Consider the following 24166-nt stretch of genomic DNA (forward strand, 5'->3'; position numbering starts at 1 on the left):
CCGCTACGACAAGACCGCCACCATCTACCTCGCCGGACTCCACCTCGCCGCCATCCACATCTGGTCGGCCAGGTGATCCGAAAGAAACGGCCTAGGCCACTGGTTCGGCCCCTCCTGGACCTCCACCCTCGACCAACGCCTGGAAATCGACGCCGAAGGCGTCATCTTCGTCACCGAAGACGGCCTGCTCCTCACCTACCCCCACCCCGCCCCCGGCGTCCCCACCCTTCCCACCACCGGCCCCCACCGCTGGCCCCTGGACCGCGTCGACGAGGGCTACACGATCACCGACCCACACACGGGCCGCACCTGGCACTTCACCAACCAGACCGCCGACCGGTCCGTACTGGAACAGATCGACGACCGCAACGGCAACCGGATCACCTTCGAGCACACTCCCGAAGGCACCCCCCTCGCCATCACCTCCTCCGGCGGCCACCGCATTACCCTCACCACCGAAGACAACCGCGTCACCACCCTGAACCTGGCCGGCGCCGCCCCCGACGGCACCGACCAGGAGATCAAGCGCTACACCTACTCCGAGTCCGGTGACCTGACCCAGGTCTTCAACTCCTCCGGCCTACCCCTCACGTTCACCTACGACGACCGCGGCCGGGTCACCTCCTGGACCGACAGCAACGACCGCTCCTACACCTACGAGTACGACGACCAGGACCGCTGCATCGCCGAAGGCGGCGAAGCCGGCCACATGACGCTCCACCTCACCTACGACGAACGGGACCCGACGACCGGCCACCGCATCACGACCACGACCACGGGCGACGGCCACACCCGCCGCTATCTGATCGACGCCGCGAACCAGGTGGTCGCCGAGACGGACCCGCTGGGGCATGTCACGCGGTTCACACGGGACCGCTTCGGACGGGTGCTGACCCGCACCGATCCGCTGGGGCACATCACCAGGTGCAGGTACGACGACACGGGCAACGTCATCTCGGTGACCCGCGCAGACGGCCGCGAGGTCATGGCCGAGTACGGCGACTTCAACCGCCTCACCCGTATCCGTGGCACGGACGGGAACACCACCCGTCACACTTACGACACCTGCGGCAATCGCCTCACCAGCACCACCCCAGCGGGCCACACCACCCGCTTCACACACGACGACGCAGGCCGCCTCACCTCCGTCACCGACCCCCTCGGCCATGTCACGACCGTCCACTGCGACCCCGCCGGCCTGCCGGTCGAGATCACGGACCCGCTCGGCGCCGTCACCCGCTACGAGCGGGACGCCTTCGGCCGCCCGACGGCGATGACCGATTCCACCGGCCTGACCACCCGCCTGGAGTGGACAGTCGAGGGCCAACTCGCCCGCCGCACCGCACCCGACGGAACCAGCGAGACCTGGACCTACGACGGCGAGGGCAACTGCACCACCCACACCGACCCCATCGGCGGCACCACCCACTTCGAGTACACCCACTTCGACCTCCTCACCGCCCGCACCACTCCCGACGGCGTCCGCCACGAGTTCACCCACGACGCCGAACTCTGCCTCACCCGCGTCACCAACCCCCAGGGCCTGACCTGGGACTACACCTACGACCGGGCCGGCCGGCTCATATCCGAAACCGACTTCGACGACCGCACCCTCACCTACACCTACGACGCAGCAGACCGTCTCCTCTCCCGCACGAACGCACTCGACGAGACGACGACGTTCGAGCGCGACCCGTTGGGCCGTCCCACCCGCAAGGACGCTGCCGGCCAGGTCACGACGTTCGCCTACGACTTCACCGACCAACTGGCCGAGGCGATGGGTCCCGACGGCACCCGACTGACGATCTTGCGGGACCAGTACGGCCGCGTCCGTACCGAGACTGTCGACGGCCGCACCGTCACCTACACCGTGGACGAACTCGGCCGCCGCACTGGCCGTACCACCCCCACCGGAGCCCGAACCACCTGGTCCCACGACGCGGCGGGGCGCCGGGTGGACTTGGTCGTCTCCGGCCGGCCCGTCGACATCACCTACGACGACGCAGGCCGCGAACTCACCCGGGTAGTCGGCGGCTTCCTCACCCTGGCCCACACCTACGACCCCATGGGCCGCCTGACCACCCAGACAGCGACCTCAGACGGCGAGACCCTGCAATGCCGGGCCTACACCTACCGCGCGGACGGTAACCTCACCGCCCTCGACGAGCACCTCGGCGGCCCACGCACCTTCGACCTCGATGCGGCAGGCCGTGTCACCGCCATCCATGCGGGCAACTGGTCGGAGACCTATGCCTACGACGAGGCAGGCAACCAGACAGCAGCCTCCTGGCCGGCCGCCCACCCCGGCCACGAAGCCACCGGCGACCGCACCTACACCGGCACCCGCATCACCCGAGCCGGTGGAGTCCGCTACGAACACGACGCCCTCGGCCGCGTCACCCTCCGCCAAAAGCCCCGCCTCTCCCACAAACCCGCCACCTGGCGCTACGCATGGGACCCGGAAGACCGCCTCGCCCAGGTCACCACGCCCGATGGCACAGTGTGGCGCTACACCTACGACGCCCTCGGTCGCCGTACAGCCAAACTCCGCATGGCCCCAGACGGCACGTCGGTCAGCGAGCGCACCACGTTCACCTGGGATGGTCGAACTCTGTGCGAGCAGACGCACGCCTCGACGGACGTACCGAACTCGATCACCCTCACCTGGGACCACCGCGGCCTGCACCCCATCACCCAGACCGAACGCATCACCGCGACTGACACCCCTCAGACTGAGATCGACTCCCGCTTCTTCGCCATGGTCACCGACCTCGTCGGCACCCCACGCGAACTCATCGACGAACGAGGTGAGATCGCCTGGCGCACGCGCACGACACTCTGGGGTACGACGAGCTGGAACACCAGCGCGATCACCTACACGCCGCTCCGCTTCCCCGGCCAGTACTTCGACCCCGAGACAGGCCTCCACTACAACTACTTCCGGCACTACGACCCGGAGACGGCCCGCTATCTCAGCACGGACCCGCTCGGCCTTGCTCCCGCGCCCAATGCCGCGACGTATGTCGCCACCCCGAGCACCTCGTGCGACCCGCTGGGCCTGGCCCCGGACGACTATCTTCGAGACAAGCCGGTCGGCCGGGATCTGGAGGGAGCGAAGCGGGATGCCCTTCGAGACGCCGGCATTCCAGAGGGAACTCCTCCTCTCGAAGTCAGAACGCATGTCCCCGCCACCACTCCGGAGTGGCAGGGTGGAAAGCAGCTGCTGGACGAGAACCACCAGCCGATCTACTACCGTGAGGAGGTGTTCGAACATCCCAATGGGAATGACCTGATCGTTTACCAGGACCACTGGTTCGGCCACCAGAAGCCGGGAGAGCCCGGATATCAGCCCGCACATGTCCATGTGCGCCCGTTCGAGAACACCCGGAACGGCCAGGTCCCCGGGTGCGAGGAACACTATTACTATGACCGCTAGTCTCTCGCCCCGGAACCGCGAGGTTCTCGCCCCGCTCTACGGCTCGGCCCCCCTGGATCTGAGCTCCGTCAGACTCCGGTCCGTCCACCTGGACTGGCACGGCCCGACCGTGACGCTGCGGCTGGACCTGCCCGCTCCGCCCTTGCCGCTGCCGGAGGAATGGGCAGCGGCGGACGTCGACACGGTGCAGGGACAGCTCCAGTTCCTCGCTGTAGAGGATCTGGAGCTGGACGCCTGGGAGCCCGGACCGCTCGTCTCCTTCGAACTGGCGGTGCTCAGTGAGAGCGGGCACAGGATGCGCGTCGCGGTGTCGCACGGTGGGAAGCCCGACTTCCTCCGCTTCACCGGCAGTACGGATGTGCTCGTCGGCCACATCAGCGGATTCCGAGCCGGTCCGGAAGGCACGGACAGTGGGCCTCACCATTTCCGCAGCAGACTCGACGCCAAGCTCCACACCACTGTTCCCGACCCGAGTGAGAAGACCTTCTATGAACGCCTCTGAGAGTGCTGCCGAGAGCAGCCCAGCGCTCCCGACGCTGTGCGCGCACGACGTCCTGAGCAGCAGCGACCTCTTCTACGTTCACTTCGACGAACGAGGCTGCTCCGTCACCCTCGGATTCTCCCGTGTGCACAGCAGCGAGGGCGTCGAGTTCTTTCTGCGCTTTCATGATGTACGGGATGTGCGCGTGCGGGGGTGGGGTGCCCCAGGAAAGAAGGACGTCCACGTCGAAAGAGCGATCGACGGGACAGTCCGGGTGTCCGCTTCCTCCGACGGATCGTCGTTGCGGTTCCGCGCCGCCGACGCCACCCTGTCGAGTACGCGTAATTTCGTTGCAGCGTCGAACGGCTGAGCGGCACTTTCACCGACGGGCGGCAAGGACTTCCGATCGTCAAACGACCCGCAGGCCGATGGACTCTCGCGGAGAGACGAGGAACAAGCAAACATGCGTGAAGTGCAGCCACCGGGCATCCTGAGTTCGCTCGCGAGCCGGCAGGAGTACGCCCGGCACAAGGACGAAATTGCAGGGCAGACGGACGCGCTGCGCGAAGAGGATCGGGCCCGTGTCGCCTCGTATCTGCGCAGAGGGCATGTCGTGTTGGCGATCTTGGAGTACACGACCGACATCCTCAAGGACCGGTTCGGCACCTCTGGCGGCAGCGGCATCCTCACCGACGGGACCTACTACTGGCGCGGTGGCGCCGCAGACTACGTCGAGACGTACGGTGCGAGCCCCGGCGACGCGTTCGTCCGTCATGTGGACGACGGGAACGGCGAGCCTCCGCCCTTGACCCAGGACGACGTTATCGACATCGACGACTACTTCATGCACTTGTGTCGCGAGCAGCTGGCGTGAACGTATCCGGCAGTCAAGTGCCCGACGGCCCCAGCCTGTGCGGACAGCCGCTGACCAGCTACGAAGTACTGCTCCAGACGATCTCGGCCACCCGCACCAGCACCGCGCTGGCCGTTCAGGCCGTCCTTGCGTGCACGCGCACCCAACCGGTCGCGTGCTCACCCGGCTCGGCTGTTGATCCCGCCCCTACGGGAAGCTCGGTCCGCCCGCTACGGTGAGTCCTTTACGGCGGTTGCTGGAGGAATACAGGCAGGGTAGCCAGGTGCCGGCCGGGAAGAGGTGTCCCTCCCGTGCCCCACTCGGTGGCGGAGGCCCCGGCCCGACTCCTCCTGGGCAGGAGGGAAGCCCGGCTGGTTGACGGCGTACACCGAGGGGCCGCCGATCGTCGCATGCGCGAGACCAGTGGCGAGGGGATGCTCACCCACTCCGGCCAGGGCGATCGTGTCCTCGGTCCGTTGGTCCTTCGTCCAGTCCTTCGTCCAGACAGCAGTGGACGAAGTCCTGGACGACCGGGTTGGTGTCGTCGACGGGTGCCCAGGCCACGGCGACCTGGCTGGGGCTGACACCGCTGACGGGACGGTAGGTGATGCCGGGGCGGACGTAAAAGCGGGCTGAGGATTCGGGGGTGAGTGCGATGCCGTAGCCGTTGGCGATCGCGCTGAGCCAGTCGTCGGGCTGGTCGACGACGGCACCGATGCGGACCGGGCTGCCCTCGCGTTCGTCGGTGGCCAGCCAGTACTCCCGCCACCGGCCTGTTTCCGGTGGGGCTGCCACGAACGGCTCCTCCCACAGGTCCCGGAAGGGGATCAGGTCCCGCGTGGCGAACGGGTGGGCCGTGGGAAGCGCGACCCAGCGGTCCTCGGTGAACAGCACCTCCACGCGCAGGGTGTCCTGGCAGGGGAAGGGCAGCCGCAGCAGAGCGGCATCGACGTCCGAACCGGCGAGTCCGGCTGTCGGGTTCGACCACGCGGCCTGCCGCATGTCGACCCTCCAGCCCGGCCGACGACGTGCGAACGACGCGATGATCTGCTGAGTGGCTTCGTTGGCGGCGCTGGCCACGAAGCCGACCCGAAGCACGCGGGCCGCTCGGGCGGCCGTGCTCTTCGTCTCCCGCGCCGCGCGGTCCCAGTCGGCCAGCAGCGCGGGTACACGTGCCAGCAGTGCCCGGCCCGGCTCGGTGAGGGCCATGCCGGCCCGGGACCGAGTGAACAGCGTGACGCCGAGCTGGGTCTCCAGTTGCCTGATCTGTTTCGTCAGCGCCGGTTGGGACACGAACAGCCGTTCTGCGGCACGGGTGAGGGTCCCCTCCGCCGCTACGGCGGCGAAGGAGCGCAACAGCCGGGTGTCGACATCCATGCCGCCAGGTTATAGAAGCAGGTATTGGATGCAAACGCCGGTCTCGTCGAGAGTGATGCCAAGAGCCGAGAACCGAGAGTGATTCGGGGATACGAGTAGTGACTCACCCCGCCAGGAGGCGGGGGAGATGTTACGTGCGGTCCCGGGCCCGGAATCCGCCTCGACGGCAGGAGAGACCCATGATGCGGAGAAGTCCATGACGAACACCGTTCAGTCGACCGCCCTCGACCAACCGCTGCTGCGGCGTGCGGACTTCGGGAACCTCGTGCTGCCCAACCGGGTGGTGATGGCCTCGGCCACCCGTGCTCGTGCGGCCAACGAAGGGCTGGTGCCGACGGAACTGCACGCCGCGTACTACGCCCAGCGGGCCGCCGCCGGGCTGATCATCACCGAAGGGACCTGGGTCTGCGAGCAGGCCATCGGCTTCGCCAACGTCCCCGGCGTCTACAGTGAGGAGCAGATCGCCGGGTGGCAGCGGGTCACCGATGTCGTCCACGCGCTCGGCGGCCGTATCGTGCTCCAGCTCTGGCACAGCGGGGCCGTATCGCACCCCGATCACCTCCGGGGAGAGCTGCCCGCCGGGCCGTCCGCAGTCGACCCTCGGGAGCGGTCCTTTACGGCGAACGGCTTCCAGAAGACAGTCGTGCCCCGCGAGATGAGCGTTGCGGACATCGAGCGCACCATCACCGACTACCGCTCGGCCGCGGCGAACGCACGGCGCGCGGGGTTCGACGGGGTCGAGGTCCATGCCGTCGGTCCCTTCCTCATACCGCAGTTCCTCAATCCCCGACTGAACCGCCGCACCGACTCCTACGGCAGGAACCCCGCCGGGCGGCGACGCCTGCTGTTGGAGATCATCGATGCCGTCGCCGAGCCGTGGGACGGTCGCGGCACCGGTGTTCGGCTCTCGCCCTACTGGAATGTCGGCGAGCTGTTCACCCCCGACGACCGGACCCTCGCGGACTACGACGAACTGGTGACGGAGCTGCGCGACCGGCCCGTGACGTATCTGCACCTCCAGGGACGGCAGCCCGCCGCTTCGGACGACGCCCCCGACTTCGAGGCTTTCGCCCGCTACCGACGACTGTTCGACGGCCCCCTGATCGCCAACCTCGGTTTCGACCACGGCTCCGGGAACGCGGTCATCGAGGCGGGCATCGCGGACGCGGTCTCGTTCGCCAGGCACTTCATCGCCAACCCCGACCTCGTCGCCCGCTTCGCGATGAACCGGGATCTGACGGTCGGGGACCCGGTCACCTACTACTCGGGCGACGTGAACGGCTATCTCGACTACCCGATGGTCAACTGGCACGGCGACACCGGGTCCTGAGGCGGACATCAAACTGGGGAGTGGGCTCGCCGGAGGTCGCCCATGGGGAGGCGAGTGCGTCTGATCGGTGGTCCTCGTGGGAGACCGGCGCGGTTCGGCTACGGTGTGTCCTTTGCGGCGGTTGCTGGAGGCGTACAGACAGGGATAGTCGCTCTCAGTCTTCCGCCGCCGAGGCGACGCGGTGATCCCTTGGCGGCCCGGGGAACGAAGGATTGTGCGGGGGCGGCTCTCGCTGTGGCACTCTGCGGACATGTAAAGGTGCCGTGCGTCCGGAGCGTTCACCCGCTGCAGCGTGCCGTGGTACTTGACGAGGAGTGAGGGCTACTGCATGCACTGGTCAGTGCCTTCTCCGTGTGGCGGAAGGCTGGGCATGGCGGCCCGCGCCCTGAATTCCGTGAGATGGGGTAACCGTGTCCTCGACCGTCTTCCGTAGCGGCATCGGACGGCTGCGCTTCGAACGGGGACCCGATGAACTGAGGGTCTGGAGCGTGGAACAGGTGCCGGAGAGCGCGCTGTACGGTGGCCTCGTCGAGGTCAACCTTCTGCTCGAAGGCACCGATGATATCGACGCGGTCGATCTTGTCCTGGTCGGAGAGGTACTCGGCAGACTCGATCACTACCTGGAGACGGGGCTCCGCTTCGTGCGGGAGGCGTTGGAGGCAGAACCGGAATTCTTCGGCCTCACCGAAGCGGAATCGGAGTCCTACCGCAGCGTGCCGGACGCGGATTTTCCTCTGGATGCTCCACAACTCAACTTCTACGCCGACGAGTGGCACCTGCGTTTCGCCGAGGGGCGTTTGCCCGTCTGCGAACCCTTCGGTCTCGTGATCGCATTCAGCGGACAACGGCCTCTGAGGGTGGAGGACGTGAGTGACGCCGCTGCCGTCGACACCGATGGCTCGGGGCGACACGCTTCCTGAACCACCGGCTCAGGAACTCCGCCGGATCTCGACCGGCTCTGGAGTGCGGCGGTCGTTGTCGCCGGAATCGCCGCGGCCCACCGGGCCGGCGCCCTGACCGCGGCCGGTACCGACACCCGGTGTCGTCCACGGCCGCGGGACCGCTCCCGGTGGCCGACCCCGGCGAAGGCCGCCAGGGTTCCTGTGACTCGTCATTGACGGATGTCCAGTGGGCGGTGATCGAGCCGCTGCTGCCGATGCGGGAGCTCCGTCGCGCCGGTCGGCCGTCGCGGTTCCCGCGTCGGCCGGTCGTGGGCACCGTGTTCCCGCCCGGGGTCCTGCTGATGCCTGTGGCGTGGCGGCTAGGGTGTGTCCTTTACGTCTGGTTGCTGGCGGCTTACCGGGGTTGAGCGCACACCGGCGGGGATGCGGGAGGGATTCTTGGCCGCATGGATGTCGGGCTCTTGACCAGGGGGGAGTCTTGCTGCACGCTCCGGTCAGTACTTCCTCCGTACGGCGGAGGGCCGGATTCGTGGCATGTGCCCACTGAGCGACATGCCCCCAAACAGTTGAGGTGAGACCGGTCGCGACCAGAATGGTCGCGACCGAGGTGAGACCGGTCGAACCGGATATCGGGCAGCAGCTGCCCCTGCGATCGGCCCAAGGTGGATTCGCGCCGCCGCGGGCCGCGACCTTTACGAAGCCGACCACCAGGACATCCGGGGGAGGTGTCGAACGGCCACCGTCGGATGACGGCGGCCGTTCCGGTCGGCCGCATGCCCGGGACGACACCCCCGCGGTACGCGGGGAGCACGAGATCCGGTTCGACCGGTCTCACCTGAACTGGGGAGCACCCCCGACGTCGCGGGGAACCAGATCGCGGCCGACAGGAAAAGAATCTACGGGCAGTACCTCAGCGCCTGTGGGGCAGGTACCAGGCGGCGGTGGTCGGCACCGTGCTCCGTCAGCTGGCCTGCGTGGGAACTGGCCCCTCCCGCAGTTGCCGAAGCCCGTCCTGTCCTACTTCCTTGGAGCGCCGAAGCAGGGTGAACGAATCGGATTGCTGCCGTTCGGGGCCCTCGGGGTTCTTGCGCTGGCCATTCCCGTGGTCATCATCCTGCACGGACGCGTCTGAGTTCATCGCGGTCGTCTGCTCTGAAGGCCTCCCGTCGGCATGGGCGTCCACTTCCGCCGGGGATCCTGGCTCACCACCGCCCTGACAAGCAGGCGCGGCCCAAACCGACGGTGACCGGACAAGGCTCCGTCGCCGCGGCGAGGGGCTGGGCGGTTCCGGGGTTCACTGATCATGCACTCGCAGCAGGGATGCCCGGTTGTTGGGTGCGCGTCGGTGGTTCAAGGGGCTGCTGTCGGCTGGGCAGAGGAGTCCGTGTGTTCCGCCGCCGCACCCGGTGGCGGCCGGGTCGCCCCGCCCGCCACCGCGTCGCAACCGCAGGTCAGCGCCGCAGACCGCGGTCCAGTGCAGCGATCAGCGAGCCCTGGGCGTCATCCCCGTCCAAGGACCAGACCATCACGCCGCCGAGGCCGTTCCGCCGGGTGTAGCGGGCCTTCTGGGCAGCGGCGGCCGGAGTGTCGTACGTCCAGAACTCGGTGCCGTCGTACTTCCAGGCCGCGCCGTGCTTGCGGTCGGTGTGCACGGTGCCCGGCAGGTCCTTGATGGCCTTGTAGGGCAGTTGGCCGCCTCCGCGGGGGGACATGCCGGTGGCGGGCTGGTAGAGGCCGTTCTTCGACCCGGCGGGCACTCCCGTCCAGCCGTAGCCCCAGGACGGCACCCCGAGCACCGCCTTGCGGGCCGGCAGGCCGCCGGCCAGGTAGTGCCGCACCACCCGGTCCGCGCTGTAGCTGTAGTCGACGCCGGAGGGGTCGGCCGGGTCGGTGTAGAGGTTCGCCTGGTGGTTGGTCGGGCCCTGCGGCTCCCAGGAGCCGTGCATGGTGTAGGTCATCAGGTTCAGGTAGTCCACCTGGCGGGCGACCTTCGGCAGCTCCAGCCGGTCCGCGATGTCGGTGTTGGCGGCGACGGCCGCCGTCAGGAGGTGGCGCCCCCGCTCGCCGTCGCCCAGCGCGTCCAGCTGCCGCCGGAACTCGGCCAGCAGCAGGGTGAAGTTGCGGCCGTCCTCGGGGCGCACCGAGTTGTCCGGCAGACCGTCACCGCCCGGGTGCTCCCAGTCGAGGTCGATGCCGTCGAAGACGCCCGCGCCGCTGCCCGGGCCGCCCTCCAGCGAGCCCAGCTGCGGCAGGTTGCCCTTGATGTAGAGGTCGACGCAGGAGGACACGAACTTCTTGCGCGCGGCGTCAGTGGCGGCCACGTCCGAGAAGTACTTGGACCAGCCCCAGCCGCCGATCGAGATCACGGCCTTCAGATGGGGGTTCTTCGCCTTCAGCTTCCGCAGCTGGTTGAAGCTGCCTTTCAGCGGCTGGTCCCAGGCGTCGGCGACGCCGTCCACCGAGTCGGCCGCGCCGATCGGGCGCTGGTAGTCGGCCCAGGCGTCGGCCTGGTCGGCCAGGTTGTCCTCGAAGCAGGTGCCCTCGGGGGAGATGTTGCCGAAGGCGTAGTTGATCACGGTCAGCTTCGACGCCTGGCCCGAGTCCTGGACCTTCTTGGCGGAGAAGCCGCCGTAGACGCTCCACCCGGGGAAGTAGGCCACGCGGTGGCCGGGCAGCCGGCGGCTGTCGTCGTCATCGGCGTGAGCGGTCGCGGGGACCGCGACGAGCGAGGCGAGCAGAGCCGTCGCCAGGAACGCGGAGGTGCGTCTGAACATACTGGTGGCCTTGTCTGAGTGGGGTCAGATGATCTGTACCGATCGCGAGAAGAGGTCTAGTCCATCCGGGAGGTGCGCACAAGAGGCCGAACCGCGCGAAGTAGCCTGGGCTGCTTGGGAATTGATGTGACGTCAGTCGATCGGGATGTGCAGCACGTACTGCGAAATGCCGCCGTTGCGGTAGTGGACCGCCTCACCGGGGGTGCCGATGCGGACCATCGCGTCGAACTCGACCGAGCCCGCGGTGACCGGTGACACCGGTGAAGGAGGATGAAGCGGTGGTTGCCCCTTCCGTCGGCGCCGATGGACCGCCCATCGCGCCGGACGGTCCGGCGAACGGTTCGTCGGTGGGCGGGGCGGTCGTCAGGGTTCCTCGTGGAGTTGTCGTTGTTGCGCCTGGGGGAGGGTGGGCAGGCTGATCGCCGCCAGGACGGCGGTGAGTTCGGCGCGTTGCGGCCACCCGACGAGAGCGGCGGCGGACAGGTCCTGCCATGCCGTGGCGGTGGGCAGGTCCTCGAGGTCGGTACAGCTGAGCCCGGCCAGGTCGAGGGGGATGACCGTGTGGCTGAGGTGCCAGATGCCGACCTCGACCTGTCCGCGCAGTACCGCTGCGGGAACCTCGGGGAACTTGCAGGGAACGTAGACGTATCCCTGGCCGGGCGGGTAGGCGGATTCGGTCAGCAGGACGTGGTCGGGTGAGTCGTGGTCGATGGCGACCCGCGCGCCGGGAGCGGGCTGTGCGGCGCCCGTCCTCGTGACGGCGACGAGTCGGCGCGGCGCGTAGTAGGTGCCGGGGGGCAGAACGAGGGTGGGTGCCGCCCCCAGCCGTCGGTTCGCGTCGCCGAGCGTGCCCGCCGAGACGACCGCGAGGTCGTACTCCCCGGCGACGATGGCGTCGATGCGGCGGGCGCCACCCCGTTGGTGGTGCACGGTGTGGGGGACGCCCAGTGCGGTGAGTTCACCTGCGAGGGACTCGGTGAGGACGTCGATCTCCACCGGCCCCCCGGGCGGGAAGAGCAGCCTCAGCGGCGTCAGCCCCGCCAGGTGCCAGGCGGCGCCGATGTCGAGCGCGTCCACGGTGCGTCCGAGATGGCCCCGTGAAGTGACGGTGAGCGCCTGCTGGTCCGCAAGCAGCTTCAGTGCGCGCTGGACCGTTCCTGCGCTGGCGCCCAGCGCGTGCAGGTAGTGGCTGTTGGTCGGCAGTGATGCTCCGACGCCGGCCCGGAGCGCGTCGACGACGATCGCCTTCACGGCCTGGTCCAGCGGCCGCTGTGCCGCCGGAGGGGTGAGGGGCCCGGTCCGGTCGCTCACAGGTGGCTCCTTCTTCCGCTGTCGGGTGCCGCGGCGCCCTCCCCGCGATCCGGGCCGCCCGGACGTCGCCGGTGGATCACGTTACAGGACCCCATTGACAGGTCTGCGGGACCGCCGTACGGTCACTCCAAAATTCGAGTACTCCGAAAATGGAGTATTCTGGGAGCGGCGCGGGGTGAGCGTCGCCTTGCGGAGGGAACACGGATGAACCTCACGCTGGAATCGATCGCCGCCGCCGCGGCGGGTGGCCTGTTCGCCGCGGCCGTCGGCGCGCTGGCGGCGTTCGTGCTGTGCGGACTGATGATCCTGATCGGCACCGCTGCCGTCATCGGCGCCGGGAACCCCTGGTTCCTCGAACATGTCGCTCTGGGGGAGTGGTTCGGCCCGCACATCGCCTTCGCCGGCGCGATCGCCGCGGTCGCCTACGCGGCCCGCCGCGGCAAGGCCGACACCGGACGCGACATCGTGTCCGGAATGGTCGGCACGGCGGACCCCCTGACCCTGGTCGTCGGCGCGGCCTTCGGCGTCTTCGGTCTGGTCGCGCAGAGCGCCCTGAACCAGAGCGACTGGATGCTCACCTACACCAACACCACGGCCATCACCGTGGTCGTCTCCGCGATCGTCGTCCGGCTGGTCTTCGGCCGCACCGGGCTGTTCGGCAGAACAGAGGCCACCGGCCTGAGAGCCCGGCTGCGGACCACGGAACAGGCGGTATGGCTCAAGTGGCAGGAGACACCGCTGATGAGCGGCCTGCTCGGCCTCGGTGTCGGATTCCTCGCCGCCTGGTCGGCGGTCGCACTGGCGAAGACCCACCCGTCCCTCGGCGTCGCGGCCGGTGTCCTCGCCTTCGGCGTCTCCGCCCTCTCCCTGGTCTTCCTGGCCACGCCGGTCGCCGTGCCGGTGACCCATCACATCACCGCCGTCGCCGCCGCGGCCGGCCTCGCCTTCTCCTCGGTGTGGATCGGAGCCCTGGCCGGCCTGGTGACCGCGCTGGTGGGCGAGGTGGCCTCGCGGCTGTTCCTCATCCACGGCGACACCCACATAGACCCCCCGGCGGTGGCCATCGCCGTCATGACCCCGGTCGCCCTCACCTCGGCAGCCATGCTGACGTGACGACGCGGTACGGGAACCACTCATCAACAGAAGGACGAAACGTGTCTGACATCTCCACCGTGGTGGACCTGCTCACCGAGGCCCTCGGAACCGACGCGGTGAGCACGGACCCGGCGGTCCTGGCCGCCACCAGCCACGACACCTGGCCGGTCTCCACCAAATGGGACCTCCAGGGCGAGCACCCGTACCCGGCGCAGGTGGTCGTCCGGGCCCGCACCGAACAGGACGTCGTGACCGTGCTGCGCGCCGCGGGCGACACGGGCACCCCGGTGACGACCCGTGCCCTGGGCTCCTCGGTGACCGGTCAGCCGCTGCCGACCCGCGGTGGCATCGTCCTGGACGTGTCCGGACTGGTCGGCCCCCATGTCGTCGACGAGATCGACATGACGGTGACGGCTCCCGCGGGCAACAACGGCGGCGAACTGGAGGACGCGCTCAACGCGGCGGGCTGGACCACCCGTTTCTCCCCGCAGTCCCTGTACCGTTCCTCGGTCGGAGGGTGGCTCGCCACCCTCGCCACCGGCCAGTTCTCCTCCCGCTACGGAGGGATCGAGGACCTGGTCGTCGGCTACCGCGTGGTGCTGGCCACCGGGGAGACGGCCGAGCTCAAGGCGTCGCCCAGGGCGGCCATGGGCCCCGACCTGCGGCAGTTGTTCCTCGGTTCCGAAGGGACACTCGGCGTGATCACCCAGGTGACCTACAAGATCATCCCCATCCCGTCCGACCAGCGGCTGGAAGCCTTCCGCCTCCCGGACGTCGCCGCGGGCCTCGCCGTGATGCGCGCACAGGCCGCCGTAGGACTGCGGCCGTTCCTGCTGCGCCTGTACGACACCGACGAAGCCCGCCACGCCATGGCCGACCCGACGATCAGCCACCCGGTCCTGTTCGCCGGCACCGAGGGCGAGCCGGCCGTCTCGGCCGCCGAGCTCCGGACCCTCACCGACATCGCCACCGTCCACGGCGCGACAGCGATCGGCCCGGAACCGACGGCCGCCTGGATGGGCCGCCGCTTCGACTTCTCCACCGTCGAGAAGTACCTCAAGACCCCCGGCGGTTACGCCGAGACCATCGAGGTCGCCCACACCTGGCGGCACATCGAGGGCCTGTACGACGCGATGAAGGAGGCCCTCGCCCCCCTCGCGGACGAAGTCCTGGCCCACTTCTCCCACGTGTACACCCAGGGCACGTCGATGTACCTCATCCTCCTCGGCCACGCGGAGGACGACGACGCCGCCACCGAACGGCTGGAGACGATCTGGTCGACCGCCATGGCGGTCTGCCTGGAGCACGGCGCCGAACTCTCCCACCACCACGGCGGCGGCCTGGCCCGCTCCCCGTACGCGCGCCGTTCACTGGGCCCGTCCCACCTCGTCCTGCGCAAGCTCAAGCGGGCGCTGGACCCCGAAGCCGTCCTCAACCCGGGAAAGCTCGGTCTCTGAGCCCCGTACACCCATCGCCGCCCCGGCGGCGGCGCACTCCCAGGACTGGAGCTCAACGATGACCACCGCATCCCGTCTCCTCGTCATCGACGAGGGCACCACCGGCACCCGTGCCCTGGTGTTCGACGGCACCGGCACCATCCGCAGCCGTGCCTACAGCGAGTTCACCCAGCACCACCCGGCGGCGGACCGGGTGGAGCACGACCCCGAGGAGATCTGGCAGCTCACCTCGGCCCGCATCGCCGAGGCGCTGCGCCTCGACGACACCGAGCCGGCCGCACTGTCCGCGGTCGGCATCACCAACCAGCGTGCCACGACGGTCCTGTGGGACCGGACCACGGGCGAGGCCGTCGCCCCGGCCATCGTCTGGCAGGACCTGCGCACCGCCGCCATGGCCGCCGGCCTCCGGCCCGAGTGGGGGAGGACCGTGCAGGCCCGCACCGGCTGGACCCTCGCGCCGGTCTACTCCTCCCTGTCCCTGTGCTGGATGTTGGAGAACGACCGCGACCTCGCCCGTCGGGCCGAAGCCGGGGAACTCGCCTTCGGAACCGTCGACTCCTGGCTCGTCCACCGCCTCACCGGCGGCGCGGTGCACGCCATCAGCGCCTCGAACGCCGCCGTCACCGGCGCGTACGACCTGCTCACCGACTCCTGGTACCGGGAGTGGCTCGGCGCCCTCGGGCTCCCGCTGAGCCTCTTCCCCGAGGTCGTCGACGACTCCGGGCTCATCGGAACCACCGACGCCGCGGTCATCGGCGCCGAGATCCCCATCACCGCGGCCGTCGCCGACCAGTCCGCCGCCCTCTTCGGGCAGGGCTGCGTCCGTCCCGGTGACGCCAAGACCACCCACGGCACCGGCACCTTCCTCGACGTGAACACCGGCACCGCACCCGTCATCTCCCGGCACGGGCTCAGCACCATCATCGGCTGGCGCCGCAACGGCGTCACCACCTACGGGCTGGAGGGCTACGCCCCGGTCACCGGCTCCGCGGTCCAGTGGCTGCGGGACGGAGCCCGACTGCTCACCAGCGCGGCCGAGACCGAGGACCTGGCCCGCGGCGTCCAGGACAACAACGGCGTCTTCTTCGTCCCGGCACTGACCGGACTCGGCGCCCCCTCCTGGGACTCCAGCGCCCGTGGCCTCCTCATCGGCCTCACCCCCGGAACCACCCGGGGTCACCTCGCGCGCGCCGCACTGGAGGGAATCGTCTACTCCATCAAGGACTTCATCGAGCTCATGTCCGAGGAGTCCGGCCGGGCCGTCACCACGCTGCGTGCCGACGGCGGAGCCTCCGCCAACGACTTCCTGCTCCAGTTCCAGGCGGACATGCTCGGCGCCACCGTCCACCGCCCCTCCAACGTCGAGGCGACCGCCTCCGGCGCCGCCTATCTGGCCGGCCTCGCCGCCGGGATCTGGTCCGACCCCCAGGACTGCTTCCGGGGCACCGACGACGACGCCGTCTTCACCCCGTCGATGGACCACGCGTCCCGCGACGCCAACTACGCCCAGTGGCAGCGAGCCGTCGAGCGCGCCAAGGGATGGGCGGTCCAGCCGTGAAACGCTTCACCGCAGCCGATCTGCCGACCGAAGCCGACCTCCTCGTCATCGGCGGAGGCATCACCGGCGCTTCCGTGGCCCGGGACGCGGCCCTGCGCGGACTCTCCGTGGTCCTCGTCGACCGCGACGACTTCGCCTCCGGCACCTCCAGCCGGTCCTCGAAGCTCATCCACGGCGGCCTGCGATACCTCCAGACCCACCAGTTCCGGATGGTCAACGAATCGGTCCGCGAACGCGAGGTCATGATGCGGATCGCCCCGCACCTGGCCGACCTCCAACCCTTCCTGTACCTGGTCTACGACGGCTACCCCGAGGGCCGCGCCCTGCTCAACCTGGGCCTCACCTTCTACGACGCCTTCTCCCGCGCTCCGCTCCAACGACGACACCGCATGCTCGGCCGTCAAGCCGTACTCCAGCGCGAACCGCACCTCAACCCGCACGGACTCAAGGGCGGCGGCCTCTACCACGACGCCCTCACCGACGACGCCCGGCTGGTCCTCGACGTCCTCAGATCGGCGTCCCGGGCCGGAGCCCTGCTCGCCAACCACCGCGAGGTCACCGGACTGGTCCGGGAACACGGCCGCGTCGCGGGCGCCGAACTCACCGACCGGCTCACCGGCGAACACCTCACCGTCCGCGCCAGGGTCGTCGTCAACGCCGCGGGCCCCTGGGTCGACCGCGTCCTGGGACTGGAACGGACGCCCGAGCACCCCACCCTGCGGCCCACCAAGGGCGTGCACATCGTGCTGCGCACCGAGGACTTCCCGCTCGGCACCGCCGTGTTCCTGCGCTCCCCCTCCGACGACCGCGTCGTATGGCCCACCCCCGCCGGCGACGGCCGGCACGTCTACGTGGGCACCACCGACACCGACTTCACCGGCTCCCTCGACGACGTCGTGGGGGACGAGCAGGACTTCGCGTACCTCCTGGAAGCCGCCAACCACACCTTGCCGGGAGCCAAGGTCGACACCAGTCACATCGTCGCCTCCTGGGCCGGACTGCGCCCCCTGATCGCACCCGCCCCGGGCACCTCCAACTCGGCCGCCTCCCGCGAGCACACCCTCACGACGGGTCCCGGCGGCATGATCACCGCCGCGGGCGGCAAACTGACCACCGCCCGGCTCATGGGCGCGCAGATCGTCGACCTCGTCGCCGGACAACTGCGTGACCGGCACGGAATCCGCGGACTGCCCCCGTCCACCACCGGCCGCGTCCCGATCTCCGGCGGCGCAGCCGGGGAGATCTTCCGCGCCCGGCAGGACCTGGCCTCGGCACCCGTCGCGCCGGAGACCGGAGAACGATGGCTGCGCCGCTACGGCGGCAACGCCCGCGAACTGGCCGGCGCGGTGGCCCGGAACGAGAAGGACGGCGTCACCATCGGCGACTCCGTACTCACCCGGGCGGAGATCGACCATGCAGTGCACCGCGAGATGGCCATGACCGTGGCGGACGTCCTGGTGCGCCGGACCGGTTCCTTCTTCTGGTCCGGCGACGGCGGCACCTCCGTGATCGACCAGGTGTCGGACACGCTCGACGCCGCCCACGGCTGGACACCACGACAGCGCGCGACACAGCAGACCGACTACCGGCGCTGGGTCGAACGCAACCGGGGATCACGAACGCTCTGACGTCCCGGATGCCTCACGGGCCCGGGCCCTGGGAGGCGTCGCGCATCAGGAGGCGGCGACGAACCTCCAACCGGTCTCGAAGTCGGCCCAGTTCTCGGTGGAGGAGAGATGCGTCCCGGACGCTTCAGGGGCGGCGATGGTCACCACGCCGCCGGACTTGTAGTTCCCTTTGAAGCGCACGCGGATGCCGTCGGAGCCGGTGGGGTGCGGTTGGGAGGGCTTGGAGGGGTCGTAGCTCGACCCGGCGAAGCCCGGGTGCCCCATGGCCCAGCACTGTGCCCAGCCTTCGTCGGAGAGCGGCTGGCCGGCGGGCTGCTGGACGAAGGCGTTGTCCGCCTCCCGGTGGACCAGGGCCATGCCGCTGTGGACATTGGTGATCCGGAACCAGGTGTAGGGGTTGTCCTCCTGGTCGAAGAAGGTGGTCACCCGCCACCTCTGGTTGGCGCCGCCGTGGCGCTGCCACAACAGGGCCCTCCCACCCGCCTGCTGGGAGGCGCCGGCCATGTCCCACACCAGATCGGGCCGCCCGGCCAGATGGATGAACACCTCCCCGTCCGGGACGGTGAACCTCGTTTCGCGGTCACGGATCGTCGGCATCCTGATTCTCCGCTCTGTCGCAGGTCGTCCGCACGGGCCCGACGGGGTGCGGGTCGGGCGCCCGGGACGTGGTGGACCGGCTCCACCGTAGGGACCGTGCGGCCACGGCGTACAGAACGGCAAACCGGCCACGTCGTCCGGTGCCCGGGCGCCACGTGCAGGGCGGGGGAGCGGGTGGCGACGGCGCGGATGCGAGGGGCCTTTCCGCGACCGGTGGGTTCCGGTCGTTCTGGGGGGCGACGCAGGGGTTCCGTTTCGAGCGGGCGGGGCAGCGGCCCGTTCTGCGTGGAGTTCCACGCCTTCGTGAGCACGGACGTCGCCGGTGGGGCGGCGCGCACCGTCCGGGCTGCTGAACTCGGGTACGCGGGGTGCGGGGGCGATCGTTCCCTCGGCTGCTCGCAGCGGAGGGGTCAGTCCGGGAACGCAAGGGCGTAGGCGTACCCAAATAAGGGGGGTATGCGCCATTCCGTCTCTGTACGACCGCATGGGGGCTGTCTGTTCGATTTCCGGTAACGGCGCCGTGTGGTCGACTGTGCCCGGCTCGGCATGACCGTTCCTTTACCCGCTCTCCAGACAGCGGCTGTTCCTCCCCGTGCGGCACTCGCTCTTGCCCCGGGGGAGGCCACTGCCCGAGCGCGGACGGTCCACGAGGACCGTGGGCCAAGCTCATGAAGACCCACAGCTGCCCCATCCGCACCGGGACCACCCGCGAAGGCCGAGGCCGACGACTGGTCCCTGCTCACCTTCGGGCGGTGCGGGAAGTGAGCGACGCATGTCGATCGGCCGGTTCCGCAGGATTCACCTTCTCTGGGAGGAGTACGGGTCATGGGGTTCATGCGTTACAAGGCGACGGGCTTCAGCTGGGTGCTGGCGGCCCCGGCGGGCAGTGAGTGGCGGCTGCTGTTCTCGCAGGGCATGGAGGGTGCCCTGGTGAACGAGCAGCAGCGGATCGGCTCGGACTGGCTCACCGGGCTGGCGCCCCAGTTGTACAACTTCCCGAACCGGGGTGCGGCGCTCGGCGCTCTGCTGCTGTCCCGGCCGGGGGAGCCGCAACAGAGCCTCTTCTTCTACGGCAACACCTACACCTGGTACGACTGGGAGCAGGGCGGGCGGGTCCTGAGCGAGGGGCCGTGGACGACGCTGGCCAACTGGGGCACGGCGCTCCCGACCGGTTACCGCTCCCAGGTCGACGTCCTGTTCCAGGCGCCGAACGCGGCGGACGGCTCACGGCAGACGTACTTCTTCAAGGGCGGGCGGGTCCTCACCCTGAACTGGTCCACCGGGGTGGTGCGCGAGGCGCTGATCACCGACGGGCCGGACGCGTCGGGGTGCGCGGGCTGGGCCGCGCTGCCGGAGGACTTCCGTTCCGGCCTGGACCACGTGGCCCCGTACAAGCCCGCGGCGGACGGCACCCGGCAGAGTCTGCTGATCAAGGGCGCCCAGGGGGTCCTGTTGAACTGGAAGACCGGGGTCCTGGCCTCCGGCGCGCTGGACCGGCTCGGTGTGCCCGGACTGGCCGCGCTCCCCGAGCACTACCGCACGGCCCACCGCCCGTTCACCGGCCGCTGGACCGGCACCCTCGGCAACCAGCGGGTCGAGGTGCGCGTCGACATGGAGGGCGAGCGGCCCCTGGGCGTCATCAGCGGCGACCTGTTCACCGGCAACACCTGGACCGACTCCTTCCGCACCACCACCGAGCTGTTGGTCGTGTCGGGGTACGGCCTGGTCAACGTGAGCGCCACGGGCCTCTCCTGGGCGAACAACTCGCCATGGACGAACGTCGTGTTCCAGACGTCCCGGGTCGCCGTGAACAGTCCCCTGTCCACGGCCCACTTCGCCCTGCTGGCGCGCGACAACAGCACGACCCTGCAGCTGTCCTGCTCCTACGTGGGTCCGGCGCTGCGCTCGGTCGAGCTGGAGACCGACGCCATGGCGGGCACCCAGGTCTTCCAGAGCTACGACACCTCCCGCGGGGCCGCCGTCCCGCGCGGCTACCGCAACCGGGTGCTGACCCTCGCCTCCGCCTACGCCGAGGCGGGCATCGAACTCAAGAACGCGGGCCAGGTCAATGTGGTCGCCGACAGTTCGGGAGCCGATCTGAAGTGGTCGGAGGCCGAGCTGCACGCCGCCATGGAGGCCAACTTCAGCCTCCACCGGGACTCCGAGCAGTGGAAGATCTGGGCCTTCGTCGCCACCTACCACTCCTACCACGACAGCGTCGCCGGGATCATGTTCGACCAGGTCGGCAGGCAGCGCCAGGGCGTGGCCGTCTTCTCCAACGCCCTGCGGGACTACAACGCGCTGAACACCTCGATGGAGCTGTTCACCTACGTCCACGAGCTCGGGCACGTCTTCAACATGCTCCACTCCTGGGAGAAGAACCTGGCCGTCCCGCCCGCCCCGCTGGGGCCGAACAACGGTTTCGGCGAACTGTCCTGGATGAACTACCCGTCGGTGTACGCCAACGGCGACCGGCGGCCGGAGCACTTCTGGCAGGACTTCCCGTACGGCTTCAGCGACAACGAACTGCGCCACCTGCGGCACGGCTTCTACCGCCACATCGTCCCCGGCGGCGACAACGCCATCACCAACGCCGCACTCGACCTCAGCGCCACCGCACAGGCGTTCACGCTGCCGGGCACCGGCGAGGACCCGGGCCTGTCCCTGTCGCTGGGCGGGAAGCGGTTCTTCGGCTACGGCGAACCGGTCATGGCCGAATTGAGGCTCTCCCGCACCGGGATACGAGGGGACGTCACCGTGGCCGAGGCGATCGGCCCGAAGGGCGAGCGGACCACGATCGTCATCACCGATCCGTACGGCCGTACCCGGGTGTTCCGGCCGATCGCCCGCGCCTGCACGGGACACGGCCCCCAGGAGCGGACCCTCACCCTCACCGAGGCGAACCCGGCCGTCTACGAGACCGCCTACCTCGGCTACGGCAGCGACGGCCTGTACTTCGCCGAACCCGGCCTCTACAAGATCACCGCCGTGCACACCGGCCTCGACGGCGCCCGCACCGTCTCGCCCACCCGCACCGTCCGGGTCCGTACCCCGCTCGACCGCGCGGACCAGGAGGTCGGCGAACTCCTCACCGGCGACGACCAGGGCACCCTGCTGGCCTTCCTCGGCTCCGACGCGCCCCACCTCACCACCGGGAACGACGCCCTCCAGGAGCTCGTCGAACGCCACGGCGACCACCCGCTCGCCGCCTACGCCCGCCTCGCGCGGGGCGCCAACGCCGGACGCCACTTCCAGACCATCGGAGAGGGACGCCTCCAGGTCCGTCAGCCCGACACCAAGACCGCCGTCGCCCAACTCACCGAAGCGGTCACCGTCTCCCGTACCGACCAGGACACCGGCCTGGACAACCTGACCCTCAACGCCGCCTTCCGCCGCCTCGCCACCGTCCACGCCAAGGCCGGCGACCTCGAACGTGCGGAGGCCACCCTCGACACCCTCGTCACCCACTTCCACGACCAGGGCGTCCCCGCCCCCGTGCAGCAGCGCATCCAGGAACAGGCCGACACGACCCGCGCCCGGATCCGCGAGACCGCCGGCGAGCACCAGGACTCCTGAGGTCCGAGCCCGCCCCCTGACCGAGCGAGGGGCGGGCGAGGACGGACGAGTCGTCGCGGCGGACCGTCATCACCTCGGGGTCACGGTGACGCGGGGCTGGTTGCGGGGATGCCGGCCCGCTGCGACAGCGAGGTGGAGTAGCGGCGCAGCAGCAGGACCGCGGTGGTGGCGAGGCCGGTGAGCAGGCCGAGCCAGATGCCGAGGGTGTCCAGTTCCAGGGTGTGGGAGAGGAGCCAGGCGGCGGGCAGGCCCACGGCCCAGTAGCCGACGAGGGTGATCCGGAAGCCGCTCCTGGTGTCGTCGAGGCCGCGCAGCAGGCCGATGCCGATGTTCTGGGCGCAGTCGAAGAACTGGAGGAAGGCGGTGACGACCAGCAGGTCCGTGGCGATGCTGACGGCACGGTCCGCGTCGGAGTCCAGGAAGGGGGCGAGGACCAGCCCGGGGAGGGCGAGATAGACGAGGCCGACGGCGGTCATGACGGCGGCGGCGCAGGCAAGGGCGGTGTTCTTGATCCGGCGGGCGTGGTCGACACGGTCGAGGGCGAGTTCGCGGCTGACGTGGAGGGACGCGGCGTGGGAGAGGCCGACCGCGACCTGGAAGACGATGTAGACGAGCTGGTTGACGGCGGTGTGCGCGGCGAGGGCGGCAGGGCCGAAGGAACCCGCGAGGAGCGCGGTGACCGAGAAGAAACCGGCTTCGGATCCGTAGGTCGCGGCGATCGGGACGCCGAGGCGGACCAGCCTGCGGACGGTGGCGGGATCGGCCCGGGCGACGTTCAGCGTGAGCATCGGCGCGAGCTCGGGGTCGCGCCGGGCGGAGGCGTACAGGGCGAGGAAGGAAAACAGATGGACGAGTGAGCTCGCGATGCCGATGCCGTTGAGGCCCAGTTCGGGCAGGAACCCGATGCCGTGCATGAGGACCCAGGCCAGTCCCGCGTTGACGGCGACGGAGGCGAGCGTGATCCGGAGCAAGCCCTGCGGGCGTCGCATCCCGATGGTGAACTGCCGTATCGCCTGGAACCACAGACAGGGCAGCAGACCGGGGGCGAGGACGAGCAGCAGGTCCTGGACGAGGGGGACGACGGCCGCGTCCTGGCCGAGCCGGGTCAGGGATCGGCCGATCAGGACCATCAGGACGCCCCCGCCGAGTCCGGCGAGCGTGGCCACCGCAAGGCTCGCCCGGACGATGGCGCGCACCTCGTCGTGAGCCGCCCCGGAGGAGTCCTCGCCGTTCTTCTCCGCCCGGGCCGTCGCCGCTGCGATCTGGTTGCCGACGGAGGTGATCAGGCCGACGCCCATGGTGCGGATCTGGTTGAAGACCACCAGGGCGAGGCCGCCGGCTGCCAGCTCGCGCGTGCCGAGAAGACCCATCATCACGGTGGACGTGGTGCCGATGGCGACCTGGGCGAGCTGGGTGAGGACCAGCGGGACGGCGAGTGTCGCGAGGGCGCGGCTGTCGCGGAGGAGGGTGGTCAGCATGAGGTCATCGGTTCCTGCGGAGTGTGGTGAGCCGTTCGTCGGTCTCCCGCCCGGGCTCCGGGCAGAGCAGGTCGGGGGCACGCATCCGGTCGTCGTCGGGGACCGTGTCGAGGTACGTCTCTCCACCGTCGTTGATCAGTGTGACCATAATCGTTCCGGGTGAGGGCGAGTCGAGCGGAGTGAGCTCCTCGCGGGCGACCCCGCCGACGGTGCCGCCGAGCGTTCCGCCGGCACCGGCCGCACCGATGCCGTTGTTCGGGCGGTATCCGACCAACCATGGACCGTAGCGCTGGAGTCGGGCGAAACGAGCCCC

General features: G+C 69.7%; 17 protein-coding genes and 1 pseudogene. 11 read left to right on the top strand and 7 right to left on the bottom strand.

Annotated features, from left to right (window positions below; translation table 11 throughout):
- Positions 1 to 94 precede the first annotated feature (94 nt).
- The 4 genes and pseudogenes from ACFYOU_RS21635 to ACFYOU_RS21650 form a co-directional block, all read left to right on the top strand.
- A pseudogene (locus ACFYOU_RS21635) lies at positions 95 to 3436 on the top strand (RHS repeat-associated core domain-containing protein); the annotation flags it as partial.
- On the top strand, positions 3426 to 3938 hold the full coding sequence (locus ACFYOU_RS21640) for an Imm50 family immunity protein (RefSeq protein WP_391307672.1): 513 nt from the start codon (positions 3426 to 3428) through the stop codon (positions 3936 to 3938). The pseudogene ACFYOU_RS21635 and the gene ACFYOU_RS21640, both read left to right, overlap by 11 nt.
- Complete coding sequence (locus ACFYOU_RS21645; RefSeq protein ID WP_391307674.1) at positions 3925 to 4287, top strand: hypothetical protein; 363 nt, start codon at positions 3925 to 3927, stop codon at positions 4285 to 4287. The genes ACFYOU_RS21640 and ACFYOU_RS21645 overlap by 14 nt, the downstream gene beginning before the upstream one ends.
- Positions 4288 to 4380: 93 nt before the next feature.
- Positions 4381 to 4791 carry a hypothetical protein gene (locus ACFYOU_RS21650; RefSeq protein ID WP_391307676.1) on the top strand — a complete coding sequence of 137 codons (411 nt, stop codon included), beginning with the start codon at positions 4381 to 4383 and terminating at the stop codon, positions 4789 to 4791.
- A 417-nt stretch (positions 4792 to 5208) separates the two neighbouring features.
- Here ACFYOU_RS21650 and ACFYOU_RS21655 read toward each other — a convergent pair whose 3' ends face one another.
- Positions 5209 to 6147, bottom strand: coding sequence for a LysR substrate-binding domain-containing protein (locus ACFYOU_RS21655; RefSeq protein ID WP_391307678.1), 939 nt, complete (start codon positions 6145 to 6147; stop codon positions 5209 to 5211).
- Between the two features lie 196 nt (positions 6148 to 6343).
- On the opposite strand from ACFYOU_RS21655, the gene ACFYOU_RS21660 reads away from it, so the two are divergent.
- Positions 6344 to 7477 (top strand): alkene reductase, encoded by a 1134-nt coding sequence (locus tag ACFYOU_RS21660; protein ID WP_391307680.1) that lies wholly within the window; start codon positions 6344 to 6346, stop codon positions 7475 to 7477.
- Between the two features lie 410 nt (positions 7478 to 7887).
- Complete coding sequence (locus tag ACFYOU_RS21665; protein WP_391307682.1) at positions 7888 to 8397, top strand: hypothetical protein; 510 nt, start codon at positions 7888 to 7890, stop codon at positions 8395 to 8397.
- Positions 8398 to 9830: 1433 nt separating this feature from the next.
- Here the strand turns inward: ACFYOU_RS21665 and ACFYOU_RS21670 are convergent.
- The 3 genes from ACFYOU_RS21670 to ACFYOU_RS21680 all read right to left on the bottom strand — a co-directional run bounded on the left by ACFYOU_RS21670 (position 9831) and on the right by ACFYOU_RS21680 (position 12464).
- Positions 9831 to 11153 carry a glycosyl hydrolase family 18 protein gene (locus ACFYOU_RS21670; protein ID WP_391307684.1) on the bottom strand — a complete coding sequence of 441 codons (1323 nt, stop codon included), beginning with the start codon at positions 11151 to 11153 and terminating at the stop codon, positions 9831 to 9833.
- 132 nt (positions 11154 to 11285) lie between these two features.
- Complete coding sequence (locus ACFYOU_RS21675; RefSeq protein ID WP_391307686.1) at positions 11286 to 11411, bottom strand: hypothetical protein; 126 nt, start codon at positions 11409 to 11411, stop codon at positions 11286 to 11288.
- 105 nt (positions 11412 to 11516) lie between these two features.
- Positions 11517 to 12464 carry a YhfZ family protein gene (locus ACFYOU_RS21680; RefSeq protein ID WP_391307687.1) on the bottom strand — a complete coding sequence of 316 codons (948 nt, stop codon included), beginning with the start codon at positions 12462 to 12464 and terminating at the stop codon, positions 11517 to 11519.
- A gap of 204 nt (positions 12465 to 12668) precedes the next feature.
- On the opposite strand from ACFYOU_RS21680, the gene ACFYOU_RS21685 reads away from it, so the two are divergent.
- From ACFYOU_RS21685 to ACFYOU_RS21700, 4 genes are read left to right on the top strand one after another with little or no spacing between them, the layout of a single operon-like run.
- Complete coding sequence (locus tag ACFYOU_RS21685) at positions 12669 to 13577, top strand: hypothetical protein (protein ID WP_391307689.1); 909 nt, start codon at positions 12669 to 12671, stop codon at positions 13575 to 13577.
- A 41-nt stretch (positions 13578 to 13618) separates the two neighbouring features.
- Complete coding sequence (locus ACFYOU_RS21690; protein WP_391307691.1) at positions 13619 to 15016, top strand: FAD-binding protein; 1398 nt, start codon at positions 13619 to 13621, stop codon at positions 15014 to 15016.
- 58 nt (positions 15017 to 15074) lie between these two features.
- Positions 15075 to 16574: a glycerol kinase GlpK gene (locus ACFYOU_RS21695; protein ID WP_391307693.1), complete on the top strand. Its 1500-nt coding sequence runs from the start codon at positions 15075 to 15077 to the stop codon at positions 16572 to 16574.
- Positions 16571 to 18202 (top strand): FAD-dependent oxidoreductase, encoded by a 1632-nt coding sequence (locus ACFYOU_RS21700; RefSeq protein WP_391307695.1) that lies wholly within the window; start codon positions 16571 to 16573, stop codon positions 18200 to 18202. The genes ACFYOU_RS21695 and ACFYOU_RS21700 overlap by 4 nt, the downstream gene beginning before the upstream one ends.
- A 45-nt stretch (positions 18203 to 18247) precedes the next feature.
- On the opposite strand, the gene ACFYOU_RS21705 is transcribed toward ACFYOU_RS21700, so the two are convergent.
- Complete coding sequence (locus ACFYOU_RS21705; protein ID WP_391307697.1) at positions 18248 to 18799, bottom strand: RICIN domain-containing protein; 552 nt, start codon at positions 18797 to 18799, stop codon at positions 18248 to 18250.
- A gap of 825 nt (positions 18800 to 19624) precedes the next feature.
- Here ACFYOU_RS21705 and ACFYOU_RS21710 point away from each other — a divergent pair.
- Positions 19625 to 22375, top strand: coding sequence for a hypothetical protein (locus ACFYOU_RS21710; protein ID WP_391307699.1), 2751 nt, complete (start codon positions 19625 to 19627; stop codon positions 22373 to 22375).
- An 80-nt stretch (positions 22376 to 22455) separates the two neighbouring features.
- On the opposite strand, the gene ACFYOU_RS21715 is transcribed toward ACFYOU_RS21710, so the two are convergent.
- Entirely contained in the window at positions 22456 to 23853 is a 1398-nt protein-coding gene (locus ACFYOU_RS21715) for an MATE family efflux transporter (RefSeq protein WP_391307701.1), read from the bottom strand.
- A gap of 4 nt (positions 23854 to 23857) precedes the next feature.
- The gene (locus ACFYOU_RS21720; protein WP_391307703.1) at positions 23858 to 24127 is read right to left on the bottom strand and encodes a hypothetical protein; all 270 of its coding nucleotides are present in this window, start codon (positions 24125 to 24127) and stop codon (positions 23858 to 23860) included.
- Positions 24128 to 24166: the final 39 nt, after the last annotated feature.

This window comes from Streptomyces sp. NPDC005955, from assembly GCF_042871255.1.
Classification (GTDB): Bacteria; Actinomycetota; Actinomycetes; order Streptomycetales; family Streptomycetaceae; genus Streptomyces.